This window comes from Marinobacter sp., from assembly GCF_044799475.1.
Classification (GTDB): domain Bacteria; phylum Pseudomonadota; class Gammaproteobacteria; order Pseudomonadales; family Oleiphilaceae; genus Marinobacter.
Genome location: NZ_CP085217.1, coordinates 2,307,166 through 2,328,912, shown reverse-complemented (window position 1 = coordinate 2,328,912; position 21,747 = coordinate 2,307,166). Strand labels below are relative to the sequence as shown.

The window sequence follows — 21,747 nt, the reverse complement described above, 5'->3', positions numbered from 1 at the left end:
TGGCCCTCTCGTCAGACATCCCTGCGCAGATCCGGCGGTATCGGGAATTTCGGCATGCCGGGCTTTGGGCCCATGCCGCGGCGAAAATTCCGCATCTGAAACAGATACGCCAGCACCTGGGCTATGGCCATATAGAGACCATCCGGAATCTCTCCACCCACTTCGGTATTGTGATAGACCGCCCGTGTAAGCGGCGGAGTCCGCAGGATGTCGATTTTGTGCTCCCGGGCAATCTCCATGATCTTGAAAGCGGTTTCATCCCCGCCCTTGGCCACCACCACCGGCGCCGCCATGGTGTTCTGGTCGTATTTCAGAGCGACTGCATAATGGGTCGGGTTGGTGATGACCACGTCCGCTCCCGGCACGTCTGACATCATCCGGCGCTGGGCCATTTCCTGCTGCAGCTGACGGATGCGTCCCTTCACCTCCGGCTTGCCTTCCGTGTCCTTGAACTCGTCCTTGACCTCCTGCTTGGTCATCCTGAGTTTCTTGGCGTGATCGTAGATCTGGAAAGGAACGTCGATCAGAGCAATCACAATGGTGGCGCAGGACAACAGAAAGAAACTCCAGCCCAGAGTCCAGAGCACATGGGCCATGGCCGGCATGGCAGGCTCATCGGCAATCGACAGCAGATCCTGGGTGCGCAGGTCCAGAATCAGAATGGCAATAACCATGACAAAGCCCACCTTGGCAATGGCCTTGACCAGCTCCACCAGAGAGCGGGCCGAGAACATCCGCCCGAGCCCCTTGATGGGGTCCATCCTGTTCAGCTTTGGGGTGATCGCCTTGCCACTGAACAGAATACCGCCAATCCCTATGGGACCGGCAATGGCCGCAATGAACAGCAGGACCATGATGGGGATCAACGCAACGGATGCATGCAGGGCTGCATCGTACAGGTGCATGGCCATCTGGCTGGTATCGAAGATGGCATCCCGTTCAATGGAGAAATTTCCCCGCATGATGTTTTCCAGCGCTGCCCCCAGGCTGCCGCCAAACATCAGCAGGCCGCCGGCACCAGCGAGCAGAACAGCCATGGTGGCCAGTTCCTTTGAACGGGCGGTCTGGCCATCCTCTTTGGCTTTTTCAAGCCTTCGGGGGGTGGCCTCTTCGGTCTTTTCCTGACTGTTGTCGTTTTCTTCAGCCATGGGTCACCATCCTGCTTTCACTCATCAGGGCTGCCCCTGGAGCTGGCGCATGAATTCGAAGGTCTCTTCCGTGTACTGCTGGAAATGCGGCAGAAAATTGGCCTGAAGCACCCAGATCGAAAACAGGCCGAACAACAGGCCGATGGGGAAACCAAGGGCAAAAATGTTCATCTGGGGCGCCGCCCGGGTCATCACGCCAAAGGCAATGTTGACAATAAGCACCGCCGTCACCGCCGGCAGCGCCAGCAGCATGGCGGATACGAAAATCCAGCTGATGCGGTGTGCCAGTGCCCAGACGCCCTCCTGACCCAGGCCTTCAAGGCCGATGGGCAGGGTCCGGAAACTCTCAAGAAACACCTCGAATGCCACGAGATGACCGTTCATCGCCAGGTACAACAGGGTCACCGTGATTGTATACAGCTGGGCCAGAACCGGAACGGTGATGCCGTTGGCGGGGTCCACCATGGATGCAAACCCGAGGCCCATCTGCATGGCAATCATCTGGCCCGCCACCACGAACAGCTGAAACAGGGCCGTGAGCGCGAAGCCCATGCCCACACCAATGAGAATCTGCTGGAGAGTAATCACCACCGCGTCTGCCGACAGCGCCTCCACCTGTGGAACGCTGTCCAGCATGGGTACCACCAGAATGGTGACCAGCAGGGCAAGACCGAGCCGGACCCGCATGGGAACCAGCTGGGTACCGATAACCGGGATGACCATCATGAAACTGGCAATACGGAACAATGGCCACAGGTGCTGCCCTACCCATTGCCCAAGTATGTCCGCACTGAGTTCAGAAGGGATCATGAATCAGCCGATGATGTAGGGAATGCTGGAAATCAGCGCATTGGCATGATCCAGCAGCTGGGTCAGCATCCAGGGCCCGGCGGCGATGATGACAATGAGGGTCACCATAAGACGGGGCAGGAAGCTCAGGGTCTGCTCGTTGATCTGGGTGGCGGCCTGAAAGGTACTCACCACCAGGCCGACCACGAGGCCGGGGCCGATGATGACGCCCGCCAGCAGCACGATCATCCAGAGTGCCTCGCGCATGATGTCGATTACGGTTTCGGGTGTCATGTTGCAGCCTCCGGTGTCAGTGCTAGATGCCGTAGCTGGCGGCCAGGGTACCCATAATGAGCGCCCAGCCGTCCACCAGCACGAACAGCATGATCTTGAATGGCAGCGAAATGATGATTGGCGACAGCATCATCATACCCATCGCCATCAGGACGCTTGCTACCACCATGTCGATGATCAGAAAGGGTATGAACAAAATGAAGCCAATCTGAAAGGCGGTTTTCAGCTCGCTGGTGACAAATGCCGGCATCAATACCCAGAAGGATACATCTTCGGGCGCATCGTACTGCTCGTCGGCAATCCTCATGAACAGCCCCAGATCATCTTCACGGGTCTGGGCCAGCATGAATTCACGAAAAGGCTGACTGGCCAGCTCAACTGCTTCCAGCGAGGTGACCTCTTCCTGCAGGTAGGGCTGGAGCCCCTGCACATTGGCTTCCTCCAGTACCGGCTTCATGATGAAAATGGTCAGAAACAGGGTAAGCCCCAGCAGAATCTGGTTGGATGGCGTGGACTGCAGACCCAGGGCCTGGCGCAGAATGGCAAAGACCACAATGATGCGGGTAAAGGACGTCATCATCATCAGCATGGCAGGCAGGAAAGTCAGCGCGGTCATCAGCGCCAGAATCTGCAGGGTGACCGAGTATTCCTCGACGCCCTCCCCTTCGCCCGGAGTTACCGTGAAGGCCGGAATGCCAGGGAGGTCCGCCAGCGCAGCCGGCGCAATAAGTGACAGCACCAGGCCTGCAAGACCTGGTAATACCTGCTTCAAAAACACGCTCATGAAGATTTTCCGTCAGACCTTCCTGGTTTGGAGGAGGAGTCAGCACCCGTTTTCGGGTTCATCAGATCGACATCCGGCGGTGGTCGCTGGGACTGCCATTTGCCGCCGATGAGGCCCTGGAGACGCTGGGCAAAATCGCTCTTGCCGCTATCCCCCGGCGTCACCACCGGCTCATCGAACACATGCAGGGTCCGGATGGCAGAGGCAGTGATACCCACCAGAATCTGGGTGCCACCAACATCAATCAGCGCTATGCGTTCCCGGGCACCCAGAGCCATTACTGAAACCACCTTGATGGCCTGGTTGTTCATACCGCTCAGGCCGCTCATCCGGCGTACAATCCAGGCACAGCCAAAAATAATGGCAATCACCGCCAGCAGGCCAAGCCCCAGGGTGACCAGCGAAATCATCTGCGAGGATCCGCCCGGGCTCTTCTGCTCGGCTTCCGCTGCCGCCGCAAGCGGAACCACGCCCATGGCAGCGCCGGACACAATGACAGCGCGCCTCAGATGACCCACGAAAGTTCCTTCTGCCATGGTTATCTGGCCAGCCTTTTGATGCGCTCGCCCGGGCTGATCACATCGGTCAGGCGAATACCGAACTTCTCGTTCACCATCACAACTTCACCATGGGCGATCAGGGTGCCGTTAACCAGCACATCCAGCGGCTCGCCGGCCAGACGGTCAAGCTCAATAACAGAGCCCTGGTTCAGTTGAAGGAGGTTGCGGATGGGAATCTCGGTATTGCCAACCTCCATGGAAATGGTCACTGGAATATCAAGAATGACATCCAGATCCGGCGAGGTAGCACCCTGGCCGAAAGACGGGCTCTCATCGAATTCCTCCATCGGAGGCTTCTTCACATTCGCCGCGTCTGTCGCAGGTGTATCACCCGCCTCCTTCATGGCCGCCGCCCACTCGTCTTCCTGGTCTCCACCCTCATCGTCGCTGTCTCCGGACTCCTCCATGGCAGCTTCCCACTCGGCAGCGAGTTTCTCGTCCTCGCTCATCTCTTTGGGGTCTTTTTTGTCGTCGGCCATTACGTTCCACCTGATTTCAGTTGCTTTTTCACTACCGGCTTTCTGGCACGGTCCCGGATCTTGAGGGCGAGCTTGCCGTCCCTGGTTCCCAGGGAGGCGTTGTAAATCGGAATGCCGTTGGCCGTGACGGTAAGGGTCTCAGGCAGCTCCACCGGAATGATGTCCCCAGCCTTGAACCGGGCCACTTCCCGAAGTGACACCTGGCGCCTGACCACTGTCGAGTTGACCGGAACCACCACTTCCTTGATGTCTTCCTGCAGGGCGTTGACCCAGCGCTCGTCAACATCATCTATGTCACTCTGGACACCCGCATCGAGCACATCCCGGATGGGCTCTATCATTGAATAGGGCAGTGCCATGTGAAGCTCGCCACCGCCACCATCCAGCTCAATATGGAAGGTGCTGATAACCACCACCTCGCTGGGGCTGACGATGTTTGCCATCGCCGGATTCACTTCCGAGCTGAGGTATTCGAAATCCACTTTCAGGACCGAGTGCCAGGCTTCCTTCATGTCCTGGAATACCTGGCCAAGCACCATCTGAACGATGCGGGTCTCTGTCGGGGTGAATTCCCGGCCCTCAATCTTGGCGTGCCGGCCTTCCCCACCGAAAAAGTTATCTACAAGCTTGAACACCAGTTTCGCGTCCAGAATAAACAGGCCGGTGCCCCGCAAAGGGCGAACCTTCACGAGGTTGAGGCTGGTGGGAACATACAGGGTGTGAATGTACTCACCGAATTTCATGATCTGGACGCCTCCGGAGGACACATCCGCATTACGTCGCATCAGATTGAAAAGGCTGATGCGGGTGTATCGGGCAAAGCGCTCGTTGATCATCTCCAGAGTCGGCATTCGGCCGCGGACAATGCGGTCCTGACTTGAGAGGTCGTAGTCTTTTACCCCCTGCTCGTCGACCTCGTCGTAAGTATCAATGTCACCGTCGTCAACGCCGTGCAAGAGGGCATCGATTTCATCTTGTGACAGTAGGTCCTGCATAGCTTGTCCTGCCCCTCAGGTCAGCCCGGTATCGGGCGTGCACACACGTTCGCGGGAACGCATTGTTACTGCAATACAAAGTTCCGGAAAAGTACCTTCTCAACCGGCGGCTCGCCCTCGCCTTCCAGCGTCTGATTGACTGTCGCAAGCATCTCGGCAATCAGCTCATCCCGGCCTTCCGGGGTCTGCAGGCCAGTGAACGTCCGGGAGCCCAGCACTGCCAGCAACTGGCTTCTGATCAGCGGCAGGTGAGTTTCGACTGCCGCCAGAGCCTCCGGGTCTGGCGAGGTGAAGGCAATATACACCTGGGCGTAACGTTGCCTTCCTTCCGCCTGGACGGTGGAAACCAGGGGCTTGCTCATCACATAGTACTGATTGGCCTGGAATACCACGGGTTCCGCTTCAGCGGGTTCTTCAGCCCCCGAAGAGTTGCCGAGAAACCAGAGAGTGCCTGCTATCGAGAGGCCCACCGCCAGAATGATGACAACCACCACCAGAATGATCAGTTTAAGCCTGCTTTTACCGGCGGTCGGCGCCGCTTCAGTGTTCTCAGCCATAAGTCGCTTCTGCCAGAAAACCGTCAACCGGAGGGTCAACTAAAGGGGTTAATGCAAACGTCAGGCCAGATTTCCCTTACGCTTCCATGGAATTGCAGTTTATCTTTCACAACAGGCTTGAGCAAAGGGGAATAACCGAGAGGGTGAATGCTGGCCCCCAGGGTGGGAGGAGTGGAGGCCAGCGGCAGGATCAGGCGTAAAGATCGACCTCCCCGCGCCAGGTGAGATCCAGGGTTCCACCTGTCTCGGCCATTTCCATTTCCCCGGCCATCGGCTCACCATTCCCGCCGGCATGTTCACCGGCCTCCTGTTCCGCCTCCCCACCGGCGTCGCGGCCCGGGGAATCGGCCACATCGAAGCTTTCGAGATCCAGGCCCTGGCCGTTCAGCATGTCCCGGAGCCTATGGCTATGCAGTTCCAGCTGGTCCCGCACTGCCGAATTGGTGGCATGAATGGTCACGCTGGCCTGATCATTCTGGACCTGCACCCGCACATCCAGCGGACCCATGTCCGGTGGAGTCAGATGGATTTCCGCCACCGACATCTTCTGGGTAGTCAGCCAGGCCAGTTTGCCCATCAGCTTGTCACCCCATTCCGCATGTCCGACCGGTAGCTCAACGCTGGTGGCATAGCCTTTCAGCGGAACCATGGCTTCGGGAATCTTCTGTCCGGCGGCGGCAAGTTGCTGGCTGGCTACGTCCAGGGCCCCCTGGAAACGGCCGGCCGTGCTGACCTCGGCAATTTTGGCGGCTTCTGCCGTCACCTGTCCCATCAGGCCGTCAACGAGACGGGCTCCCGATTCCACACTGGCCGGACTCGTCCCTTTTGACTGCCCCTTCAGCCCCACCAGATCAGCTACCATGCCCAACACCCCGGGCTGGCCCGAGGAGGCCACGCCCGGCTGCCCTGTCGCGGCTGAAGCAGCTGCTCCCGCGGGGGCCAGAGCCTGGCCACTTCCCTTCTCCACAAGAGCCTGAAGACCGGCGAAGGTGAAGACTGCTGCCGGGTCCGTCAGACCTTCCGGAGGCAGAACCGGATTCTCAATGGCAATGTCAGACCCGTTCTGTGCCGGAGCATCGATTACAGGCTCGTCCGGGTTGGTGCTGTTCTGGCTGTCAGCCGCTCTGGAGCTCTCTGCATTTTCAGGGGCCGCCCCCTGACCAGGCTTTTCGGCTGTGGCCCAAGCATCTGTCCGCTCTGGCCTCTCCGAATCAGGGCTGGCTGTCTGCTCCGTTCTTTCGGATTTCTTCGCCCGGAGCTCGGCATCCCGCTGGGCGGCATCCCGTTGGGCGACACTCCGCTCGACTGCCTCTCGCTGCTCCAGTCGCTTTTTTTCCTGCCGGGACACGGCATCGAAGGTACTGTCGCCGGCCTTGTCACGGGCCGTGGAGGCCTGTTTTGGCGGGGATGCATTCACCGCTTCAAGGGCCGGACGTGTGGGTAGTGCAGATCCTGACATGGCAACCTCTTGCCGCTTTTGGCTCAAATGGATCAATAAAGGGTTATTGATAGGAGCAAAGCAAAACTGATGCCAGGCCGTGTCAGGTTTTCAGGCTTCGTTCAAGCATATCCCGGATCGTCACGAATTCCGCATCAATCAGGCCCACCAGATCGTCGGCCTCGTGCAGCCGACGCTCACGACCGGCAGTTTCGGCCTGCTGACAGAGACTTCCCAGGCGAGGGGCACCAATATTGAAACAGCTGCCCTTGAAGCTGTGAGCTGCCTTGGTGAAAGTGTCAAAATCCGGCTGCTGCAGGGCTGCGCGAAGTGCATCGATCCGTTCCCGGGAATCCTTCAGATAGGTATTGATGAGAATGTCGAACTCCTCCTCCATGACCTCCTGCAACTCCGCCAATGCCTCTTCATCAAGATGTGGCCTTTCGTTCATCACTGACTCCCTCTGTGCAGGTATCGCTGCCTGGCTCATTGCGGGTGCTCTTTACGGCCGCGGGGTTCACTGAAGCTCCAGTGGTAAACCACCTCCACCTGATTACCGTTGCCCCTGAAGGTAAGGGAATGCGCCAGTTGCCGAAGTAGTGCAAGCCCCCTTCCCGCGTAGCGTGCCCGGCTGGCATTTTTAGCCCATGCCCCGTGGTCAAACCCTTCCCCTGAGTCTTCACATATCACAGTGAGTTCGCCTCCTGTCGGGGTTGTCACATGACGCATGGTGAAACAGATACGATGGTCCCCGGTATCCGCAAGGCGTCTCTCCCTTTCAGCATAGTACCGCCCGAAGCCTTCGGGGGAATTCTTCCAGGCCGACGGCAGCCTGAGGATACCGTGCTCCAGCGCATTGGTATAAAGCTCCGACAACAGGGTGTAAACCTCCCCGCTTCGGCGGCGCAGACCCGGCACCGCCATGCAGATATGAAGCAGCAGCGGCAGCGGATTGAAATGGCCAAGAGTTTTCTCACCAATCTCATAGGTGCACTGCCATGTCGCTGGCCCCTGCAGCGCCGACTGGGGCAGCCTGTCTGGCAGACCGGCAAGCTGATGATCCTCCACCATGGTGAGAGAGACAATCGTGAGGTCATCCTGGGCTCCCCGATCACCGGCAAACTCACTGACGCCGTCCATGACGGCATCAAATGCGTCGCCACCATCGGCTATGCCATCCAGGACCCGGAGCAGACGTTTCTCGCCAAACATTCTGCCCTTCCGGTCCGCCGCCTCTATCACGCCATCAGTGGCCACAAGAAGCGTATCGCCAATTTCTGTCCGGAAATGCTCCACTTCAGCCGCAAATCTCTCCGGGCCCAGCACACCCAGAGGCAGATGGGTGGATGGCAGGGTCACCCGCTCACCGTTGTGACGGATCAGATAACCATCAGGCATTCCGCCATTCCAGACCCGGACGTGGCTCAGATGAAAGTCCGCCTCAATGAACGCTGCGCAGCAGAACATTCCGGGAGGCAGGATGCGTTTCAGCTTCTGGTTGATCTCCCGAAGCACGTCGCTGCAACCAAAGCCCTTGCTGGTCATGCCATAGAAGATCTCTGCCACCGGCATGGCGCCAATGGCCGCAGGCAGACCGTGGCCGGTAAAATCGCCGATCAGGATGTGCATGCCGCCGGAGGGGCGGGGACAGGCAAACAGGACATCACCATTGAAGATGGCAAGGGGCGAAGCATGGTAACGGATGTTGGCGGCGTCGAGACAGCCGGTGTGGGCAATGTTGTCAAAGACCCGCTTCGCCACCCGCTGATCGCTCAGCAGCTGCTCGTTACGGGCACGAATAAGGTCCCGCTGGCGGCTGAGGGTCCGGTGCATGAGACGCATCCGGTTGAAGGCATTGATTTTGGCTTCGATGATAACCCGGTTGTAAGGCTTCGAAAGGAAATCATCGCCCCCGGATTCGAGACAGCGGGCCAGCGCATCGGCATCGGAAAGGGAGGTCAGGAAAATCACAGGCACCAGGGTCTCCCCTGCCAGAGCCTTGATTTCGCGGGCCGCCTCCATGCCATCCATGACGGGCATCATCACATCGAGGAGAACAATCTGTGGCCGTGTGGCCCGGAACTTTTCCACCGCCTCAAGGCCATCAGAGGCGACAATAACCTCGTGACCCTGACGCCGTACCATTGTTTTGAGGATCAGGCGATCACTGTCACTGTCATCAGCAATCAGGACGCGAAGTGGTCCCTGCTCGGCCAGAGGTTCGTCCAAAACCGGTCCTCCGGGCCAGTCCCGGCCCATTTGCTAGCGGATGGTGAATAGCTGTTCGAAGTTGGAGATGGTCAGGATCCGCCGGACATCACTGTTGCAGTTCTCGATCCGGATCGAGGCCGCATCACCTCCGGCATAATCCCGCAGAAGCAGAAGCATGCCGAGGGCGGAACTGTCGAGATAGGTGGTATCGGACATGTCAATGACATACTGGCTCACCTCCTGATCCCCCTGCTCGTACGCATCCCGGAACGCCTGATGGGTACTGAAGTCAAAACGGCCCTCAATTTTAATGGTCAGGGTACGACCATCTTCACTTCGTCGTGTCTGGATAGCCATGCGGCATCCTCCGTTGATCTTTTTCGCAGACAACTGCAAAGGGGGTTTGGAGCAAGGTTTACACACATGAGGATAGCTGAGAAGAGCCGATTTGCATCCGGTTTTCCGGAAGTCAGCCAATCTTTCTGTCCGGAATGCGAATTCAGGATTGTCTGCGACGGGCATGGGCCCGCCCTGACGCCTCGTCAGCCTGCTTCTGTTCCCGGGAGTCCCGTTCCCGCTGCTCCTGGATGCGGCAGGCTTCAATGTGCCTGTCCATGCCCCGGCGGCGTTCGTAAGCTTCCTGCCAGCCCCGGCGAGCCGCATCAAACCGCTCCTGGGCCTGGCGAACCTGGTGTTCCTGTTGTTCGATGACCTGATCAAGCTGAGCAATAAAGGCCTGCCAGCCCTGTAACTGACTGACAGAGACCACACCCTGCTGGCTCACGCGCATCTGGGCACGGTAGTCGGCCTGATAGCCCCGCAATTCTTCCAGCCGCTGCTGCTGCCCCTGGAAATGCTCCCGGGCGCCAGTCATGACATCAAGGGCGGCCTGTTCGCGACGCTTCTCCAGTGCAAGGACCACTTCCAGGCGTCTGGAACGGAGCATTATTCAGAGGCTCCGCGCCGCGCCTGGCGTCGCTCGGGAACCACTGCATGAAGCTGTTCGATACTCTCCCCCAGGGGCGAGCTCTTGCCCAGATCCTGACGCAGAAACTTGCGCATGTTATCTATGTGTTCAATCGCAAAGTCGGTTTCCGGGTCCGAGCCTTTGACGTAGGCGCCAACGCTTATCAGGTCTCGCGCCTGCTGATACCTGGAATAAACCTGCTTGAAGCGCTGGGCCTGGGTAAAGTGCGCCGGATCGGTGACCTGGGGCATGACCCGGCTGACGGATGCTTCTATGTCGATCGCCGGATAATGCCCCTCTTCGGCCAGACGTCGGGAAAGCACAATGTGCCCGTCAAGGATCGCCCGTGCCGCATCGGCGATGGGATCCTGCTGATCGTCGCCCTCGGTGAGTACCGTATAAAAGGCCGTGATGGAGCCTCCTCCAGGCCTCGCATTGCCAGTGCGCTCAACCAGCTGTGGCAGCTTTGCAAACACCGAGGGAGGATAACCCTTGGTTGCAGGCGGCTCGCCCACCGCGAGAGCAATCTCACGCTGGGCCTGGGCGTAACGGGTAAGGGAATCCATCAGCAACAGGACCCGCTTGCCCTGGTCCCGGAAGTACTCGGCAATCCGGGTGGTGAGCATGGCGGCCCGCAACCGCATCAGCGGCGAATCGTCGGCAGGCGAAGCTACCACCACGGAACGGGCCAGGCCCTCTTCCCCCAGAATGTCTTCGATGAATTCCTTGACTTCGCGTCCCCGCTCGCCGATCAGACCAACCACGGTGATGTCAGCGTCAGTGAACCGGGTCATCATGCCCAGCAGCATGCTCTTGCCCACCCCGCTGCCGGCAAACAGACCGAGGCGCTGGCCCTGGCCTACCGTAAGCAGTGAATTGATGGCCCGGATACCCACATCCATGGACTGGCGCACCGGTGCACGGTGCAAGGGGTTGATTATGGCGCCGCTCAATGGCACCTGGGCGGCAGCCTGGAGAGGCCCCCTGTCGTCCAGTGGTTCACCGGTGCCATTGACCACGCGTCCGAGCAGTTGGGGGCCGACGGGCACACGGCTGGCAGCAGAAAGGGGTACAACTCTGGCCCCCGGGCGGAGGCCTTCGATGGCACTGAGTGGCATCAGGTAGACACGGTCGTCTTCAAAACCGACCACTTCTGCTTCCACTGTACCAACACCCTGGCCCTGAATCAGACAGCGATCTCCCACCACCATGGGGCAGCCAACGCATTCCAGGGTCAGGCCAACCATGCGGGTCAGCCGCCCTGAGAGTTCGGGCTCAACTTTTGGCGGAAGGTAATCTTTAAAACGGCGAAGGCGTTCAGCGAGGGGGCTGGTCAATGTCTTTCCCCTCCTGTTCGCTGTCACCGTCAACCGGAGTCTGAGGGGCAGAGCCTGGAGCGGAGAGAACATCCCGGTGGAAATCCGTGAGGTCTCCCATCATGGAGTCCAGCTCGGCGCTCTCCCCTGCCCCCCCGCTGGCCAACTGCTGGTCAAGCATGCCCTGGACCGCTTTCTGGAAGCGTTTCTCAACAGTGAAATCCACCAGACTGTGGCGGGTCTCCACCTTGCAGCCGCCTTCGAGGATGTCATCATCTTCAACAACTGCGGTTTCGGCCTCAAAACGCCCGGCCACTTCCCGCACCCATTCTGCATCCGCGGGATTGACCCGGACTTTCACATTTTCCCGGGTGGAGGGAAGGCTTGCCATGGCCTGCCGGACCACCGCCTGAATGTGGGAAGAATCCATCTTGAGTTCGCGAAACACCACTGCCCGCGCAAGGACAGTGGCGAGATTGAACAGGGCTGACTCCAGTTCATCTTCATGGCGGCGGATGGGGTCAAGCAGCTCGGCCATCACCGCCTCCAGACGTTCAAGACCGGTATCCACTCCGGCTTTAGTGGCTTCAAGAGCTTCAGTATGACCGGTTTCCCGGCCCTCTTTCAGACCAGCCTCCAGACCTTCCTGATGCCCCTGGCTCCGGCCTTCTTCCCGACCTTCGGCCTGGCCGGCCTCGCGACCTTCCCCATGGCCATCATCCCAGGCTGTCTGCCGGATCTCTTCGATATCAGCGGCCGTCAGGGGTTTGACGTCACGCTCTTCTTCCCTGGCCACCTCGTTACCCTGCTGATCAAGCAGGGGCAACTCCCACTTCTCATATGCGGTCAGTTCTTCAGACGGGATGCGGTCAAGGTGGCGGCGGTCTTTCATTACATCATTTCTTCCCCGGCACCGCCGAGGGTGATTTCACCGGCCTCAGCCATGCGCCGGGCAACCGTAATAATCTCTTTCTGGGCTGTTTCCACTTCACTGACACGGACCGGCCCCTTGGCCTCCAGATCGTCCTGGAGAAGCTCGCTGGCACGCTTGGACATGTTCCGGAAGATCTTCTCCTTGACGCCTTCATCAGAGCCCTTGAGGGCAACCACCAGGACATCCGAGGACACTTCCCGCAACAGGGCCTGGATGCCCCGGTCGTCGATATCCTTGAGGTTGTCGAAAACAAACATCAGGTCTTCGATGGTGCTGGCCAGATCCGGGTCCATATCCTTGATCGAATCCAGCAGGCTGCCTTCAATGCTGCGGTCCATGAAGTTCATGATGTCCGCGGCGCGCTTGATGCCGCCAATACGGCTGGTCTGGGCTGCGGAGCCACCGGAGAACTGCTTCTCGAGAATGTCATTGAGTTCCTGCAGGGCCTGGGGCTGGATACTTTCCAGAGAGGCCACCCGCATCATCACGTCCAGCCGGACCTTTTCATCGAGAGTACCCAGAATTTCGGCAGCCTGGTCCGGGTCGAGGTATGAAATGACGATGGCCTGAATCTGGGGATGCTCATAGCGGATGATATCGCCGACCGCGCGGGGCTCCATCCATTTCAGGGTGTCCAGCCCGGTGGTGTTGCCACCAATGAGAATCCGGTCAATCAGACTCGCTGCCTTGTCATCACCCAGGGCCTGGGTCAGCATGGCGCGGATGTACTCGTCGTTGCCCACCCCCAGGCCGGTCTGGCCGCCCACGGCTTCCACGAACTGATCCAGCACGAAAGCCACATCGTCCTTGCTGACATCCTTCATCTGGGCCATGGCGACGCCCACCCGCTGAACCTCCTTGGGTCCCATGTGCTTGAGTATCTGGGCCGCATCCGCCTCACCCAGAGACATCAGCAGGATGGCAGCCTGTTCAACACGCGGAATCTTGCGCTGCATTTTGCGGGGTGCTTCAGCTGGCTGCTGAGAGGCCTGTTCGTCACTCATCCACATTTACCCACTGGCGCATCACCTGGGCAACCCGGGCCGGGTCCTCGGCGATCAAGCCTTTCAAAGCATTAAGGTGTCTATCATAGCTGTCAGTGGCGCCAGGCAACAGCAGTTCATCGCCGTCGCTCATGGCTTTTCTGAGTTCATTGTCGCTCCCTGACCCTTCCAGTCCGTCATAGCCCTCACTCCCCATCGAATCGTCCCGCTCACGGCGGGCACCGCCGGAAAGATTTTTCAGGGTGGGTCGAAGCAGACCCAGTACCAGTACCAGTATCACAAGCCCAGCCAGCACCTGTTTCATCAGGTCCCAGAACCAGGGCTGTTCCCAGAACGCGGGTTCGGCGAAGTCCATCTCTTCCTGGGCTGCAAATGCCGTGTTCATGATGGTTACACTGTCTCCCCGCGCCGCCGAGTAACCCACTGCGTCCCGGACCAGCCGGGTCAGGCGCTGGAGTTCGGCCTCGGACCAGGGCTGAAAGCTCACAGCGCCGGTTTCTGGGTCAACCGCCCGCAGATCATCTACGGCCACGGCTACGGTCAGGCGTTCAATCTTGCCCTGCTCCTGACGGATATAGCTTACCGTGCGGTCCATTTCATAATTGCGGGTGGATTCTGTTCTGACATTGATTGGCGGAGCGGCGGGCGCTTCCTCACCATCTGCCGCCGCAGCACCGGCGACTTCAGGCACCACGCCGCCGCCCGGGGGCTGATTTGCCAGAGCTCCCGGAATGCCGCCATTGGCACCACTCACCCGCTGTTCGCTGCTTTCACGCTCACTTCTTACGGCGTTCTGGCCGGGGTTAAACAGCTCCTCTGCCTGCTCCACCGAAGCAAAGTTGAGATCCGCTGTCACCTCGGCACGAAAACGTCCGGCACCGACGATGGGACTGATCATGGCTGAAATCCGGCGGGTCAGGCCGTCTTCCACCCTGGCATTGAAGTCATACTGGTCCTGCATCTGCCAGCGGTCTTCATTTTTGTCCCGTGAGGTGAGTAGGTGCCCGCTCTGATCAACAATGGTGACGTCATCCTTTGACAGCTGTGGAATACTGCCCGCCACCAGATTGGTGATCGCCGCAATCTGCTCTTCCGCCAGCCGGCGGCCAGCCAGGACTTCCAGAAATACCGAAGCAGTCGGGGCACGGGCGTCCCGCACGAACACCGACTGCTTGGGGATGGCCAGATGCACCCGGGCTCCGTTGACGTTTCTCATGCTGCTGATGGTACGGGAGAGCTCACCCTCGAGACCACGCCGGTATGTGATGTTTTCCATGAACTGGGAAGTGCCCAGGCCACGGTCCTGGTCCATGATTTCGTAACCTATGGTCTTTTCATCGGTTACACCCTGGGCTGCCAGCTGCAGCCGGGCGTTATAGACGTCTTCGGAGGGAACGAGCAGGGCACCGCTTCGGGGATCCATACGATACTGAATGCCGCTCTGGTCGAGAATTGCTGTCACTTCCTGCGGGTTATAGCTGGACAGGTCGCCCACCACCGGCTGGTAATTGGGCTCCTGGGCCCACAGAACCACAGCCAGACCAAGAGCCACACTGGCGGCCAGCCCCACCATGAGACCGATCTGACGCAACAGAGTGAGGCGGTTAAACCCGAAAAGGAGATCACTGTGGGTTTCAAGCCCGCCCGCATCGTTCTCGTCTGACCGGTTAACGGGGGTTGTCTGGGCAGGTACGCTGGCCATGGTTCAGCTCCGGGCTTAGATCGGCATATTCATGATGTCTTCGTAGGCCTGAACTACCCGGTTACGCACCTGGGTCAGGGCCTCGAAGGAAACCGAGGATTTCTGTGACGCAATCATGACACGGGTGATGTCCATGTTCGGATCGCCCTGATCGTAGGCGGTCCGCATGGCACCAGCAGTCTGCTGCAGATCGTTCACCTGATTAACCGCCTGGCTCAGCATGTCACTGAAGCCGGGAACCTCACGGGCCTGTTCGGTACGACCGGGACGATCAATCCGGTCCTGGATGGTGTTGTTCTGCCCCAGCCCCTGGTTCTGCTGCATCTGTGACCGCAGCGACCGGATATCGGAAAGCACACTGTTTATATCGGCACGTTCAACCATGATTCCCCTCCCGACAGGCCCGGCAAGAGGCGGGCCCTGTAACTGTCTTAAAATCTCTGGGGAGACCCAAGCAAGATCATGGCCAAAACTTTTTTATTATTTATTTACAAAGACTTGAACAAAAAGATTGGGACTGGACAGCATGGCGCGTCGAACTCTTGACGCAAGGCACAGGCCCAGCCGGAAATAAAAAAACGGCACACAGGGTGCCGCAGGAAGGAGTATGAAGAAAAGGCGGGGTTACGCGATAGCCAGTTCAGTGTCCGGATCAATACCGAACTCCCGCATCTGGGCAAGCTTGTAACGCAGAGTGCGGGGGCTGATGCCGAGCTTTTCCGCGGCCCTGTTACGACGCCCTCTTTCGCTTCTGAGGGTGTCAATGATGATACGAAATTCCTGCCGTCTGAGATCATGGCCGAGGGACGATGAGTCATCCCCGGCTGACTGGGGGGCTTCCGCAGCGCGCGGAGACTCCACCTGTTCCGCAATCTCCGGCATCACGGAAGCAACTGGCGCCAGACCGGAGATACCGACGCCCAGACACAGATCCTCAGCCTGGATGAGCTGGCCCTGATGCAGCACGAGAGCCCGCTGAATGGCGTTATCCAGTTCCCGCACATTGCCGGGCCAGGGGTGGGTCTTCATCGCAGCCCTGGCGTCATCGCTGAAGGTGATGCCATTGAGCTTCATTTTCCGGCAGTGCTGGTCAAGCAGAGTCCTCGCCAGAGGCAGAATGTCCAATGGGCGCTCCCGCAGGGGCCGCCACTGCATGGGAAAAACACTCAGACGGTAATAGAGGTCTTCCCGGAAGCGGCCTTCCCGGACGTAATCCGCCAGATCCCGGTTGGTGGTGGCCAGCACGCGCACATCCAGGCTGATGGTCTTGCGACCGCCGACCCGTTCAACCTCGCGCTCCTGCAGTACCCGCAACAGCTTTGACTGCAGACTCAGATCCATTTCCGAAATCTCGTCCAGCAGCAGCGTACCGCCATTGGCCTGCTCGAATTTGCCCGGGGAAGATGCGTGGGCGCCGGTAAAAGCGCCCTTCTCGTGGCCAAACAGAATGGCTTCCAGCATATTCTCGGGAATAGCCGCACAGTTAATGGCGACAAAAGGCTGATCAGCCCTCGGTGATTGCTGATGAATGTACCTGGCAAGCACCTCCTTGCCTGTCCCGCTTTCCCCGGAAATCATGACTGTCGAATCGCAGCCAGCCACCTTGCGGGCAAGCTGAAACATTCGCTGACTGATGGGATCCTCAGCTACAGGTGCATCCGAACCGCCACGACTCTGACGCTGACCTCCAGTTACCCGGGTAACTGCCTCCACCAGAACCGCCGGCTCGAAAGGCTTTACCAGATAATCAATGGCGCCCGCCTGCATCGCGGAGACCGCCTGGTTGATCTGACCGTAGGCAGTTATCAGCATCATCGGCAGGCCGGGATGCTGCTTCTGCACTTTCGCCAGCAACTGGTGCCCCGACATGCCCGGCATATTCACATCGCTGACGACCATGTCGATCGGCCCTTCTGCCAGCCGCTCAAGGGCCTGCTCGGCACAGTCGGCTTCCCGCACCCGAAACTTTGCCAGTTCCAGGGTGGTTACCAGCGCTTCACGCAGGTCGCGGTCATCTTCAACGATCAGAATCTGGGGCCTGGCCATGTTTATCTCCATTTACCTGTCATTCCTGTCACCACTTCCGGTCTGACTGCCGACGAGCGGCAGACGCACCAGAGCCAGGCTGCCGCCTTCGGCGGGTGACTCGATTGTAAATTCACCATTGTGAGCCTTCACCACCGCCTGGACCACGGCGAGACCGAGTCCGGTACCCTGGGACTTGGTGGTATAGAAAGCTTCAAGAAGCTGATCGCCCTGGTCCGGATCAAAGCCCGGGCCATTGTCGCTGACCTGAACCTCCAGGAATCCATCAGTTGTAACCAGACTGACTGAGACCTCACTTGCGCCTGCCTCCAGACTGTTATTGACCAGATTCAGACAGGCCCCGACCAGGGCATCCCGGTTGCACATCAGGGCAACTTCCCGGGCGGGCGCCGTCAGGCTGACATTTTTCTGACTGCTGACATTCAGTCCTTCAATGGCGGACGCCAGGGCACCGCAAAGCGAGGTGGAGGAAAGCTCCTCCGCCAGCCGGGTTTCGCCCCGTGCAAAGATGAGCATATCCCGCACCTGCTGCTCCAGATGAGTCAGCCTCGACATCAGCCGGGTCGCGCAGCGCTCGCGCATTTCAGCATCCAGGTCTGACTGGCAGAGATGGCCACCATAAAGAATCGCGGCTGACAGGGGGGTTCGAATCTGGTGAGCCAGCGAGGCCACCATTTTGCCCATGGCAGAGAGCCGCTGGGCGCGGGAAAGCTGTGCCTGCAACTGCCGGGTTTCGGTCAGGTCGGTAAGCAGAATAAGCTGACCGGGTTCGTTCTCCATGGAGCGGATTTCGATGCTGACGCGGCGGCCATCCTTCAGGGACACTTCGTGGCCATCGTCCCGCCGGGGTGCAAAACACCGGCGGATAACCTCCACCCAACGAACACCCTCGAGGGGCTCTCCCAGCAGATTCACCGCAGCCGGATTGCACTGGCTGACAGCGCCCTGACTGTCCAGAACCACAACGCCGGCAGGCATGACGGCAAGCAGGGTCGAAAGGCGGTCCGCAAGGCGTTCTTTTTCCTCCAGTTCATGCTGGCGCTGACGGGTTTCCGCAGAGAGTTCACCGGACAGCTGGTTAACCCGGGATTCAAGGGTGCGGTAGGAGTCGGTGATCTGGCGGGACATCTGGTTGAAAAGTTCCAGGGCGGTATCGACCGCTTCGCCTTCTTTCTGAGGCGGGAACAGCGCGGTCACCTTGTGGTTGGCATCGGCAGCTGCATCCACGCCGGATGCGGCCTGATGACGCGATGCTTCCACAATGTACTGTAACTGACTCATGGTTTCCCCCTGACAGCTGTGACGGTTTCATACCGCCCCATTCAGATTCTTCTGGGGGTTACTAAGCCAAAGTTATGCCAGAATTGATTTTTCCTTTACAAACAGTGGTTAAAGAAATCAGGGAAGAGCAAAACGACGGTTTTCCGTCGGACTGGGGGAGGCAGAATGTGAGATCAGCAGAACTTTGACGAACTTTGAGGGCTTTGACAGGAGTGCGGCGGATATCGCGGGGTTGTTATCCCCCCGCTTCTTCTTCCCGGAGACCATATTTTCGGACTTTCTCCACCAGGGTCGTCCGGCGAATCCGCAGCTTCTCCGCAGCCCGTGCCACCACGCCTCCGGCTTCATCAAGCGCCTGTTCGATCAGCTGTTTTTCGAGATTGCCCAGGTAGTCTTTCAGGTCAATACCATTGACCGGCAGTAACGCCGGCGAATCCAGTCCGACCAGACCCGGAATCCCTGCGGGCATGCCGCTGTCATCACAGGGCCTGTCCTCATCAAACTCATCCACGTAGCGGAATTTCTTCGGCAGTTCCTGAACACCGACAACACCATAGGGATGCATGATGGCCAGCCGTTCAACCAGATTCGCCAGCTCCCTGACATTGCCGGGCCAGTCATGACGGCACAGGCTCATGATGGCTGCTGAATTGAGGCGGATGGAGCCGCGCTTTTCCTTTTCCATACGGGCGGTGAGCTCGTTGATCAGCAGCGGCAGGTCTTCCACCCGTTCCCTCAGGGCAGGCATTTCAATGGGAAATACATTCAGGCGGTAGTAGAGATCTTCACGGAATTCGCCACCAGCTATCATTTCTTCCAGGTTCTTGTGGGTGGCGGCGATGATCCGCACATCCGCGCTCTGGGTGCGGTTGCTGCCCACACGCTCATAGGTCTTTTCCTGCAGCACCCGGAGAATCTTGACCTGCATACTGAGCGGCATGTCGCCAATTTCGTCGAGGAACAGCGTGCCGCCTTCTGCCAGCTCAAAACGGCCGACACGGGACGTAATGGCGCCAGTAAATGCGCCCTTTTCATGACCGAACAGCTCGCTTTCAAGGAGCTCGGCCGGTATCGCGCCACAGTTCACGGGCACAAATGGCCTGTCGCGCCGTATGGAGTGATAATGAAGATTACGGGCAACTACTTCCTTGCCTGTACCGGACTCCCCGGTGATAAGTACGCTTACTTCCTTGTCCGCAACCTGCTCCATCAGCTGACGGACCTGGTAGACACTGCGGCTTGTCCCGACGAGGCTCCGAAACAGCTGGATGCCTCGCTGGTGGCTCCGGCCCTGGCCGCGGCTGTGCTGGTCGCGAAAAACCTGAGCCCGGTAGAGAGAATCCACAAACTTGGTGTAATTGAGGGGCCAGCTGAGCCGGGCAATGATGTGGGAAGCCTGGCTTTCGGTAAGGCCCTTCAGGGGTGGGTCCCCGACCAGCAGTATCGGCAGCCCCGCGTCGGCCTCTGCCAGGGCCTGGATCTGAGCCTGGGCGCCAGCTTCCTCCCCGTTGACCACAGCCGCAGTGAACACCATCGCTGATTCCCCGTCGCGCGGAGACAGCAGATGGCCGACCTGCTCTCCCGTAATGACGTTCTCCTCACCAATAAATTCCAGGATGATTTCCAGTTCACGACGGCGGGTTTCATCCTGACTCAGCACGAGCACGTTATTATTTTCAGGCATTCAGTTGAATCTCTTGTTCAAACGGCATTAACAGTCCGGGCGATCCGCAAAAATCCGGTGGGAGGTCGCCGCTGATCTGTTGCATGGGGAGGATTACCCAGGGTTCATGAAAATTGTCTGAGGGGTATTTAAGACGGTTAAGGACTCCGAGTCAATTTTATGACGCATGATCAAGTCAGGAATCGGCCCCATTGCTAGCGCGACCGCCGGGTGGAGATATCCTCATAGGAGCGAGCGGCGCTTCGGGTCTGATTCAGACCTTTCAGGGTCGCAAGAATTTCCTCCCTGGCTGACCGGGCGCCTCGCTCAGCCTGGCCGCACAGCGCCTGGAGATCCGTCAGACGCTCTTCAACAGCCTCGGCACTGATATCGCCGGCGGCCAGTTCCGACATGGCCGCCTCAACGCGGCTGGCAACCCTGCCATTGAGGCTTGTCACTGCCTCCCAGTCTTCTTTTGTTATTTCGCGCCGGAGATCGTCAATCAGAGTATCCAGCTGTTCCAGTGCCTGAGCCATAACCACCTGCCTGTCTGCTGTTCCGGTATCAAGTGCTTTTATTTGCGGGCTGCACTGCCTTGATGTCCGCAAGGGTTTTGAAGGAGGTCTCCCGAACCGTTGCCAGGAATGCCTGCATGAAGGGTGAATCATAGTCCTCCGTCCGCACAGCCGCATAGAGATTTGACCATACTCCCGCAGTACCCAGCGGCCTGGCAGCCAGCAGCCCGGATTCAGTGTACTCCCGCAGGGCCCAGGATGGCAGCGCCGCCACCCCCCGCTGACTGGCCACCAACTGCACAATCATCATGGTCATTTCCGCGGTTCGTACCGCTGCGGCTTCACAACCGGCCGGCCACAGAAACCGTCGAAACACCTCAAGCCGCTCCGGAGCTACCGGATAGGTAATCAGTGTCTGATCCTGCAGTTGGCTGGCCTGAACGCGCCGGTGGACACAGAGAGGGTGATCCGGAGCCAGGCCCAGCAGAATCTCGAAACTGAACAGTGGCTCGTAGGTCAAGCCGGAGATCGGCTGCGGATCAGACGTCACTACCAGATCCAGTTCACTGCGCGCCAGCGCTGGCAGGGCATCAAGATGCCAGTGGCCAACAAAGTCCAGTTCCACGTCCGGCCAGTTAGGCCGATAGGCGTTAACTGACGGAATCAGCCACAGATAACAGCTGTGGCACTCAATGGCCATATGCAGGCGTCCCCGGCGTCCTTTTCCAAGCTGAAACAGCGCCGACTCGGCATCACACAGTTCCGGAAGAACGGTCGCCGCGGTCGCCAGCAGCCGCTCTCCCGCTGGCGTCAATCGAAACGGGCGGCTCTTTCTCAGAAAAAGCTGTACGCCGAACCAGTCCTCAAGATCCCGAACCTGATGAGAAAGGGCCGACTGGGTGACATGCAGCTGTTCTGCGGCCCGGGTCAGACTTCCGGTTTCACTGAGAGCCCGGATGGTTTTGAGGTGCTTGAGATCGAGCATGAATTTTACTCATGAATAACCTGAGGCATTTGATTTTGCCTCATGATTCCCGGACGGCACAATAGCCCGGCTCACAAAA

The 21,747-nt window shown here is 58.9% G+C and carries 23 protein-coding genes; all 23 read right to left on the bottom strand.

Going from position 1 to position 21,747, the window contains the following annotated elements:
• Window positions 1-11: 11 nt before the first annotated feature.
• Window positions 12-1,148: a flagellar biosynthesis protein FlhB gene (gene flhB / locus LG327_RS10845; RefSeq protein ID WP_404361827.1), complete on the bottom strand. Its 1,137-nt coding sequence runs from the start codon at window positions 1,146-1,148 to the stop codon at window positions 12-14.
• 24 nt (window positions 1,149-1,172) lie between these two features.
• Entirely contained in the window at window positions 1,173-1,958 is a 786-nt protein-coding gene (fliR, locus tag LG327_RS10840) for a flagellar biosynthetic protein FliR (protein WP_404361826.1), read from the bottom strand.
• A gap of 3 nt (window positions 1,959-1,961) precedes the next feature.
• On the bottom strand, window positions 1,962-2,231 hold the full coding sequence (gene fliQ / locus LG327_RS10835; protein WP_404361825.1) for a flagellar biosynthesis protein FliQ: 270 nt from the start codon (window positions 2,229-2,231) through the stop codon (window positions 1,962-1,964).
• A 22-nt stretch (window positions 2,232-2,253) separates the two neighbouring features.
• Window positions 2,254-3,015, bottom strand: a complete 762-nt coding sequence (fliP, locus tag LG327_RS10830; RefSeq protein ID WP_404361824.1) for a flagellar type III secretion system pore protein FliP — start codon at window positions 3,013-3,015, stop codon at window positions 2,254-2,256.
• Window positions 3,012-3,425, bottom strand: a complete 414-nt coding sequence (fliO, locus tag LG327_RS10825; RefSeq protein WP_404369352.1) for a flagellar biosynthetic protein FliO — start codon at window positions 3,423-3,425, stop codon at window positions 3,012-3,014. The genes fliP and fliO overlap by 4 nt, the downstream gene beginning before the upstream one ends.
• A 128-nt stretch (window positions 3,426-3,553) precedes the next feature.
• A complete protein-coding gene (fliN, locus tag LG327_RS10820; RefSeq protein ID WP_404361823.1) occupies window positions 3,554-4,054 on the bottom strand; it encodes a flagellar motor switch protein FliN in 501 nt (166 codons plus the stop codon).
• The gene (fliM, locus tag LG327_RS10815; protein ID WP_404361822.1) at window positions 4,054-5,049 is read right to left on the bottom strand and encodes a flagellar motor switch protein FliM; all 996 of its coding nucleotides are present in this window, start codon (window positions 5,047-5,049) and stop codon (window positions 4,054-4,056) included. Before fliM ends, fliN begins: the two co-directional genes overlap by 1 nt.
• A gap of 65 nt (window positions 5,050-5,114) precedes the next feature.
• Window positions 5,115-5,606 (bottom strand): flagellar basal body-associated protein FliL, encoded by a 492-nt coding sequence (fliL, locus tag LG327_RS10810; RefSeq protein WP_404361821.1) that lies wholly within the window; start codon window positions 5,604-5,606, stop codon window positions 5,115-5,117.
• Between the two features lie 190 nt (window positions 5,607-5,796).
• A complete protein-coding gene (locus LG327_RS10805; protein WP_404361820.1) occupies window positions 5,797-7,065 on the bottom strand; it encodes a flagellar hook-length control protein FliK in 1,269 nt (422 codons plus the stop codon).
• Window positions 7,066-7,147: 82 nt separating this feature from the next.
• Entirely contained in the window at window positions 7,148-7,495 is a 348-nt protein-coding gene (locus LG327_RS10800; RefSeq protein WP_404361819.1) for an Hpt domain-containing protein, read from the bottom strand.
• Between the two features lie 35 nt (window positions 7,496-7,530).
• Window positions 7,531-9,273 (bottom strand): SpoIIE family protein phosphatase, encoded by a 1,743-nt coding sequence (locus LG327_RS10795; protein WP_404361818.1) that lies wholly within the window; start codon window positions 9,271-9,273, stop codon window positions 7,531-7,533.
• Window positions 9,274-9,306: 33 nt separating this feature from the next.
• Window positions 9,307-9,612 carry an STAS domain-containing protein gene (locus tag LG327_RS10790; RefSeq protein WP_404361817.1) on the bottom strand — a complete coding sequence of 102 codons (306 nt, stop codon included), beginning with the start codon at window positions 9,610-9,612 and terminating at the stop codon, window positions 9,307-9,309.
• A gap of 142 nt (window positions 9,613-9,754) precedes the next feature.
• The gene (fliJ, locus tag LG327_RS10785; protein ID WP_404361816.1) at window positions 9,755-10,201 is read right to left on the bottom strand and encodes a flagellar export protein FliJ; all 447 of its coding nucleotides are present in this window, start codon (window positions 10,199-10,201) and stop codon (window positions 9,755-9,757) included.
• Window positions 10,201-11,559 (bottom strand): flagellar protein export ATPase FliI, encoded by a 1,359-nt coding sequence (gene fliI / locus LG327_RS10780; RefSeq protein WP_404361815.1) that lies wholly within the window; start codon window positions 11,557-11,559, stop codon window positions 10,201-10,203. The genes fliJ and fliI overlap by 1 nt, the downstream gene beginning before the upstream one ends.
• The gene (locus LG327_RS10775) at window positions 11,540-12,430 is read right to left on the bottom strand and encodes a flagellar assembly protein FliH (protein WP_404361814.1); all 891 of its coding nucleotides are present in this window, start codon (window positions 12,428-12,430) and stop codon (window positions 11,540-11,542) included. The genes fliI and LG327_RS10775 overlap by 20 nt, the downstream gene beginning before the upstream one ends.
• Window positions 12,430-13,476 (bottom strand): flagellar motor switch protein FliG, encoded by a 1,047-nt coding sequence (gene fliG / locus LG327_RS10770; RefSeq protein WP_404361813.1) that lies wholly within the window; start codon window positions 13,474-13,476, stop codon window positions 12,430-12,432. Before fliG ends, LG327_RS10775 begins: the two co-directional genes overlap by 1 nt.
• On the bottom strand, window positions 13,469-15,178 hold the full coding sequence (gene fliF / locus LG327_RS10765; protein ID WP_404361812.1) for a flagellar basal-body MS-ring/collar protein FliF: 1,710 nt from the start codon (window positions 15,176-15,178) through the stop codon (window positions 13,469-13,471). The genes fliG and fliF overlap by 8 nt, the downstream gene beginning before the upstream one ends.
• 15 nt (window positions 15,179-15,193) lie before the next feature.
• Window positions 15,194-15,562: a flagellar hook-basal body complex protein FliE gene (gene fliE, locus LG327_RS10760; RefSeq protein WP_404361811.1), complete on the bottom strand. Its 369-nt coding sequence runs from the start codon at window positions 15,560-15,562 to the stop codon at window positions 15,194-15,196.
• Window positions 15,563-15,802: 240 nt separating this feature from the next.
• Window positions 15,803-17,224, bottom strand: coding sequence for a sigma-54-dependent transcriptional regulator (locus tag LG327_RS10755; RefSeq protein WP_404361810.1), 1,422 nt, complete (start codon window positions 17,222-17,224; stop codon window positions 15,803-15,805).
• A gap of 12 nt (window positions 17,225-17,236) precedes the next feature.
• Window positions 17,237-18,505 (bottom strand): sensor histidine kinase, encoded by a 1,269-nt coding sequence (locus LG327_RS10750; protein WP_404361809.1) that lies wholly within the window; start codon window positions 18,503-18,505, stop codon window positions 17,237-17,239.
• A 235-nt stretch (window positions 18,506-18,740) separates the two neighbouring features.
• Window positions 18,741-20,189, bottom strand: a complete 1,449-nt coding sequence (locus LG327_RS10745; protein WP_404361808.1) for a sigma-54 dependent transcriptional regulator — start codon at window positions 20,187-20,189, stop codon at window positions 18,741-18,743.
• Window positions 20,190-20,383: 194 nt separating this feature from the next.
• Complete coding sequence (locus LG327_RS10740) at window positions 20,384-20,704, bottom strand: SOS cell division inhibitor (protein ID WP_404361807.1); 321 nt, start codon at window positions 20,702-20,704, stop codon at window positions 20,384-20,386.
• Window positions 20,705-20,732: 28 nt separating this feature from the next.
• Window positions 20,733-21,668: a LysR family transcriptional regulator gene (locus LG327_RS10735; protein WP_404361806.1), complete on the bottom strand. Its 936-nt coding sequence runs from the start codon at window positions 21,666-21,668 to the stop codon at window positions 20,733-20,735.
• Window positions 21,669-21,747 lie beyond the last annotated feature (79 nt).

What these genes read in the sequence shown, in the direction of transcription:
- flhB (WP_404361827.1), bottom strand. Translation starts at nt 1,148, where the DNA reads ATGGCTGAAGAAAACGACAACAGTCAGGAAAAGACCGAAGAGGCCACC.
- fliR (WP_404361826.1), bottom strand. Translation starts at nt 1,958, where the DNA reads ATGATCCCTTCTGAACTCAGTGCGGACATACTTGGGCAATGGGTAGGG.
- fliQ (WP_404361825.1), bottom strand. Translation starts at nt 2,231, where the DNA reads ATGACACCCGAAACCGTAATCGACATCATGCGCGAGGCACTCTGGATG.
- fliP (WP_404361824.1), bottom strand. Translation starts at nt 3,015, where the DNA reads ATGAGCGTGTTTTTGAAGCAGGTATTACCAGGTCTTGCAGGCCTGGTG.
- fliO (WP_404369352.1), bottom strand. Translation starts at nt 3,425, where the DNA reads ATGATTTCGCTGGTCACCCTGGGGCTTGGCCTGCTGGCGGTGATTGCC.
- fliN (WP_404361823.1), bottom strand. Translation starts at nt 4,054, where the DNA reads ATGGCCGACGACAAAAAAGACCCCAAAGAGATGAGCGAGGACGAGAAA.
- fliM (WP_404361822.1), bottom strand. Translation starts at nt 5,049, where the DNA reads ATGCAGGACCTACTGTCACAAGATGAAATCGATGCCCTCTTGCACGGC.
- fliL (WP_404361821.1), bottom strand. Translation starts at nt 5,606, where the DNA reads ATGGCTGAGAACACTGAAGCGGCGCCGACCGCCGGTAAAAGCAGGCTT.
- LG327_RS10805 (WP_404361820.1), bottom strand. Translation starts at nt 7,065, where the DNA reads ATGTCAGGATCTGCACTACCCACACGTCCGGCCCTTGAAGCGGTGAAT.
- LG327_RS10800 (WP_404361819.1), bottom strand. Translation starts at nt 7,495, where the DNA reads ATGAACGAAAGGCCACATCTTGATGAAGAGGCATTGGCGGAGTTGCAG.
- LG327_RS10790 (WP_404361817.1), bottom strand. Translation starts at nt 9,612, where the DNA reads ATGGCTATCCAGACACGACGAAGTGAAGATGGTCGTACCCTGACCATT.
- fliJ (WP_404361816.1), bottom strand. Translation starts at nt 10,201, where the DNA reads ATGCTCCGTTCCAGACGCCTGGAAGTGGTCCTTGCACTGGAGAAGCGT.
- LG327_RS10775 (WP_404361814.1), bottom strand. Translation starts at nt 12,430, where the DNA reads ATGAAAGACCGCCGCCACCTTGACCGCATCCCGTCTGAAGAACTGACC.
- fliG (WP_404361813.1), bottom strand. Translation starts at nt 13,476, where the DNA reads ATGAGTGACGAACAGGCCTCTCAGCAGCCAGCTGAAGCACCCCGCAAA.
- fliF (WP_404361812.1), bottom strand. Translation starts at nt 15,178, where the DNA reads ATGGCCAGCGTACCTGCCCAGACAACCCCCGTTAACCGGTCAGACGAG.
- fliE (WP_404361811.1), bottom strand. Translation starts at nt 15,562, where the DNA reads ATGGTTGAACGTGCCGATATAAACAGTGTGCTTTCCGATATCCGGTCG.
- LG327_RS10755 (WP_404361810.1), bottom strand. Translation starts at nt 17,224, where the DNA reads ATGGCCAGGCCCCAGATTCTGATCGTTGAAGATGACCGCGACCTGCGT.
- LG327_RS10750 (WP_404361809.1), bottom strand. Translation starts at nt 18,505, where the DNA reads ATGAGTCAGTTACAGTACATTGTGGAAGCATCGCGTCATCAGGCCGCA.
- LG327_RS10745 (WP_404361808.1), bottom strand. Translation starts at nt 20,189, where the DNA reads ATGCCTGAAAATAATAACGTGCTCGTGCTGAGTCAGGATGAAACCCGC.
- LG327_RS10740 (WP_404361807.1), bottom strand. Translation starts at nt 20,704, where the DNA reads ATGGCTCAGGCACTGGAACAGCTGGATACTCTGATTGACGATCTCCGG.
- LG327_RS10735 (WP_404361806.1), bottom strand. Translation starts at nt 21,668, where the DNA reads ATGCTCGATCTCAAGCACCTCAAAACCATCCGGGCTCTCAGTGAAACC.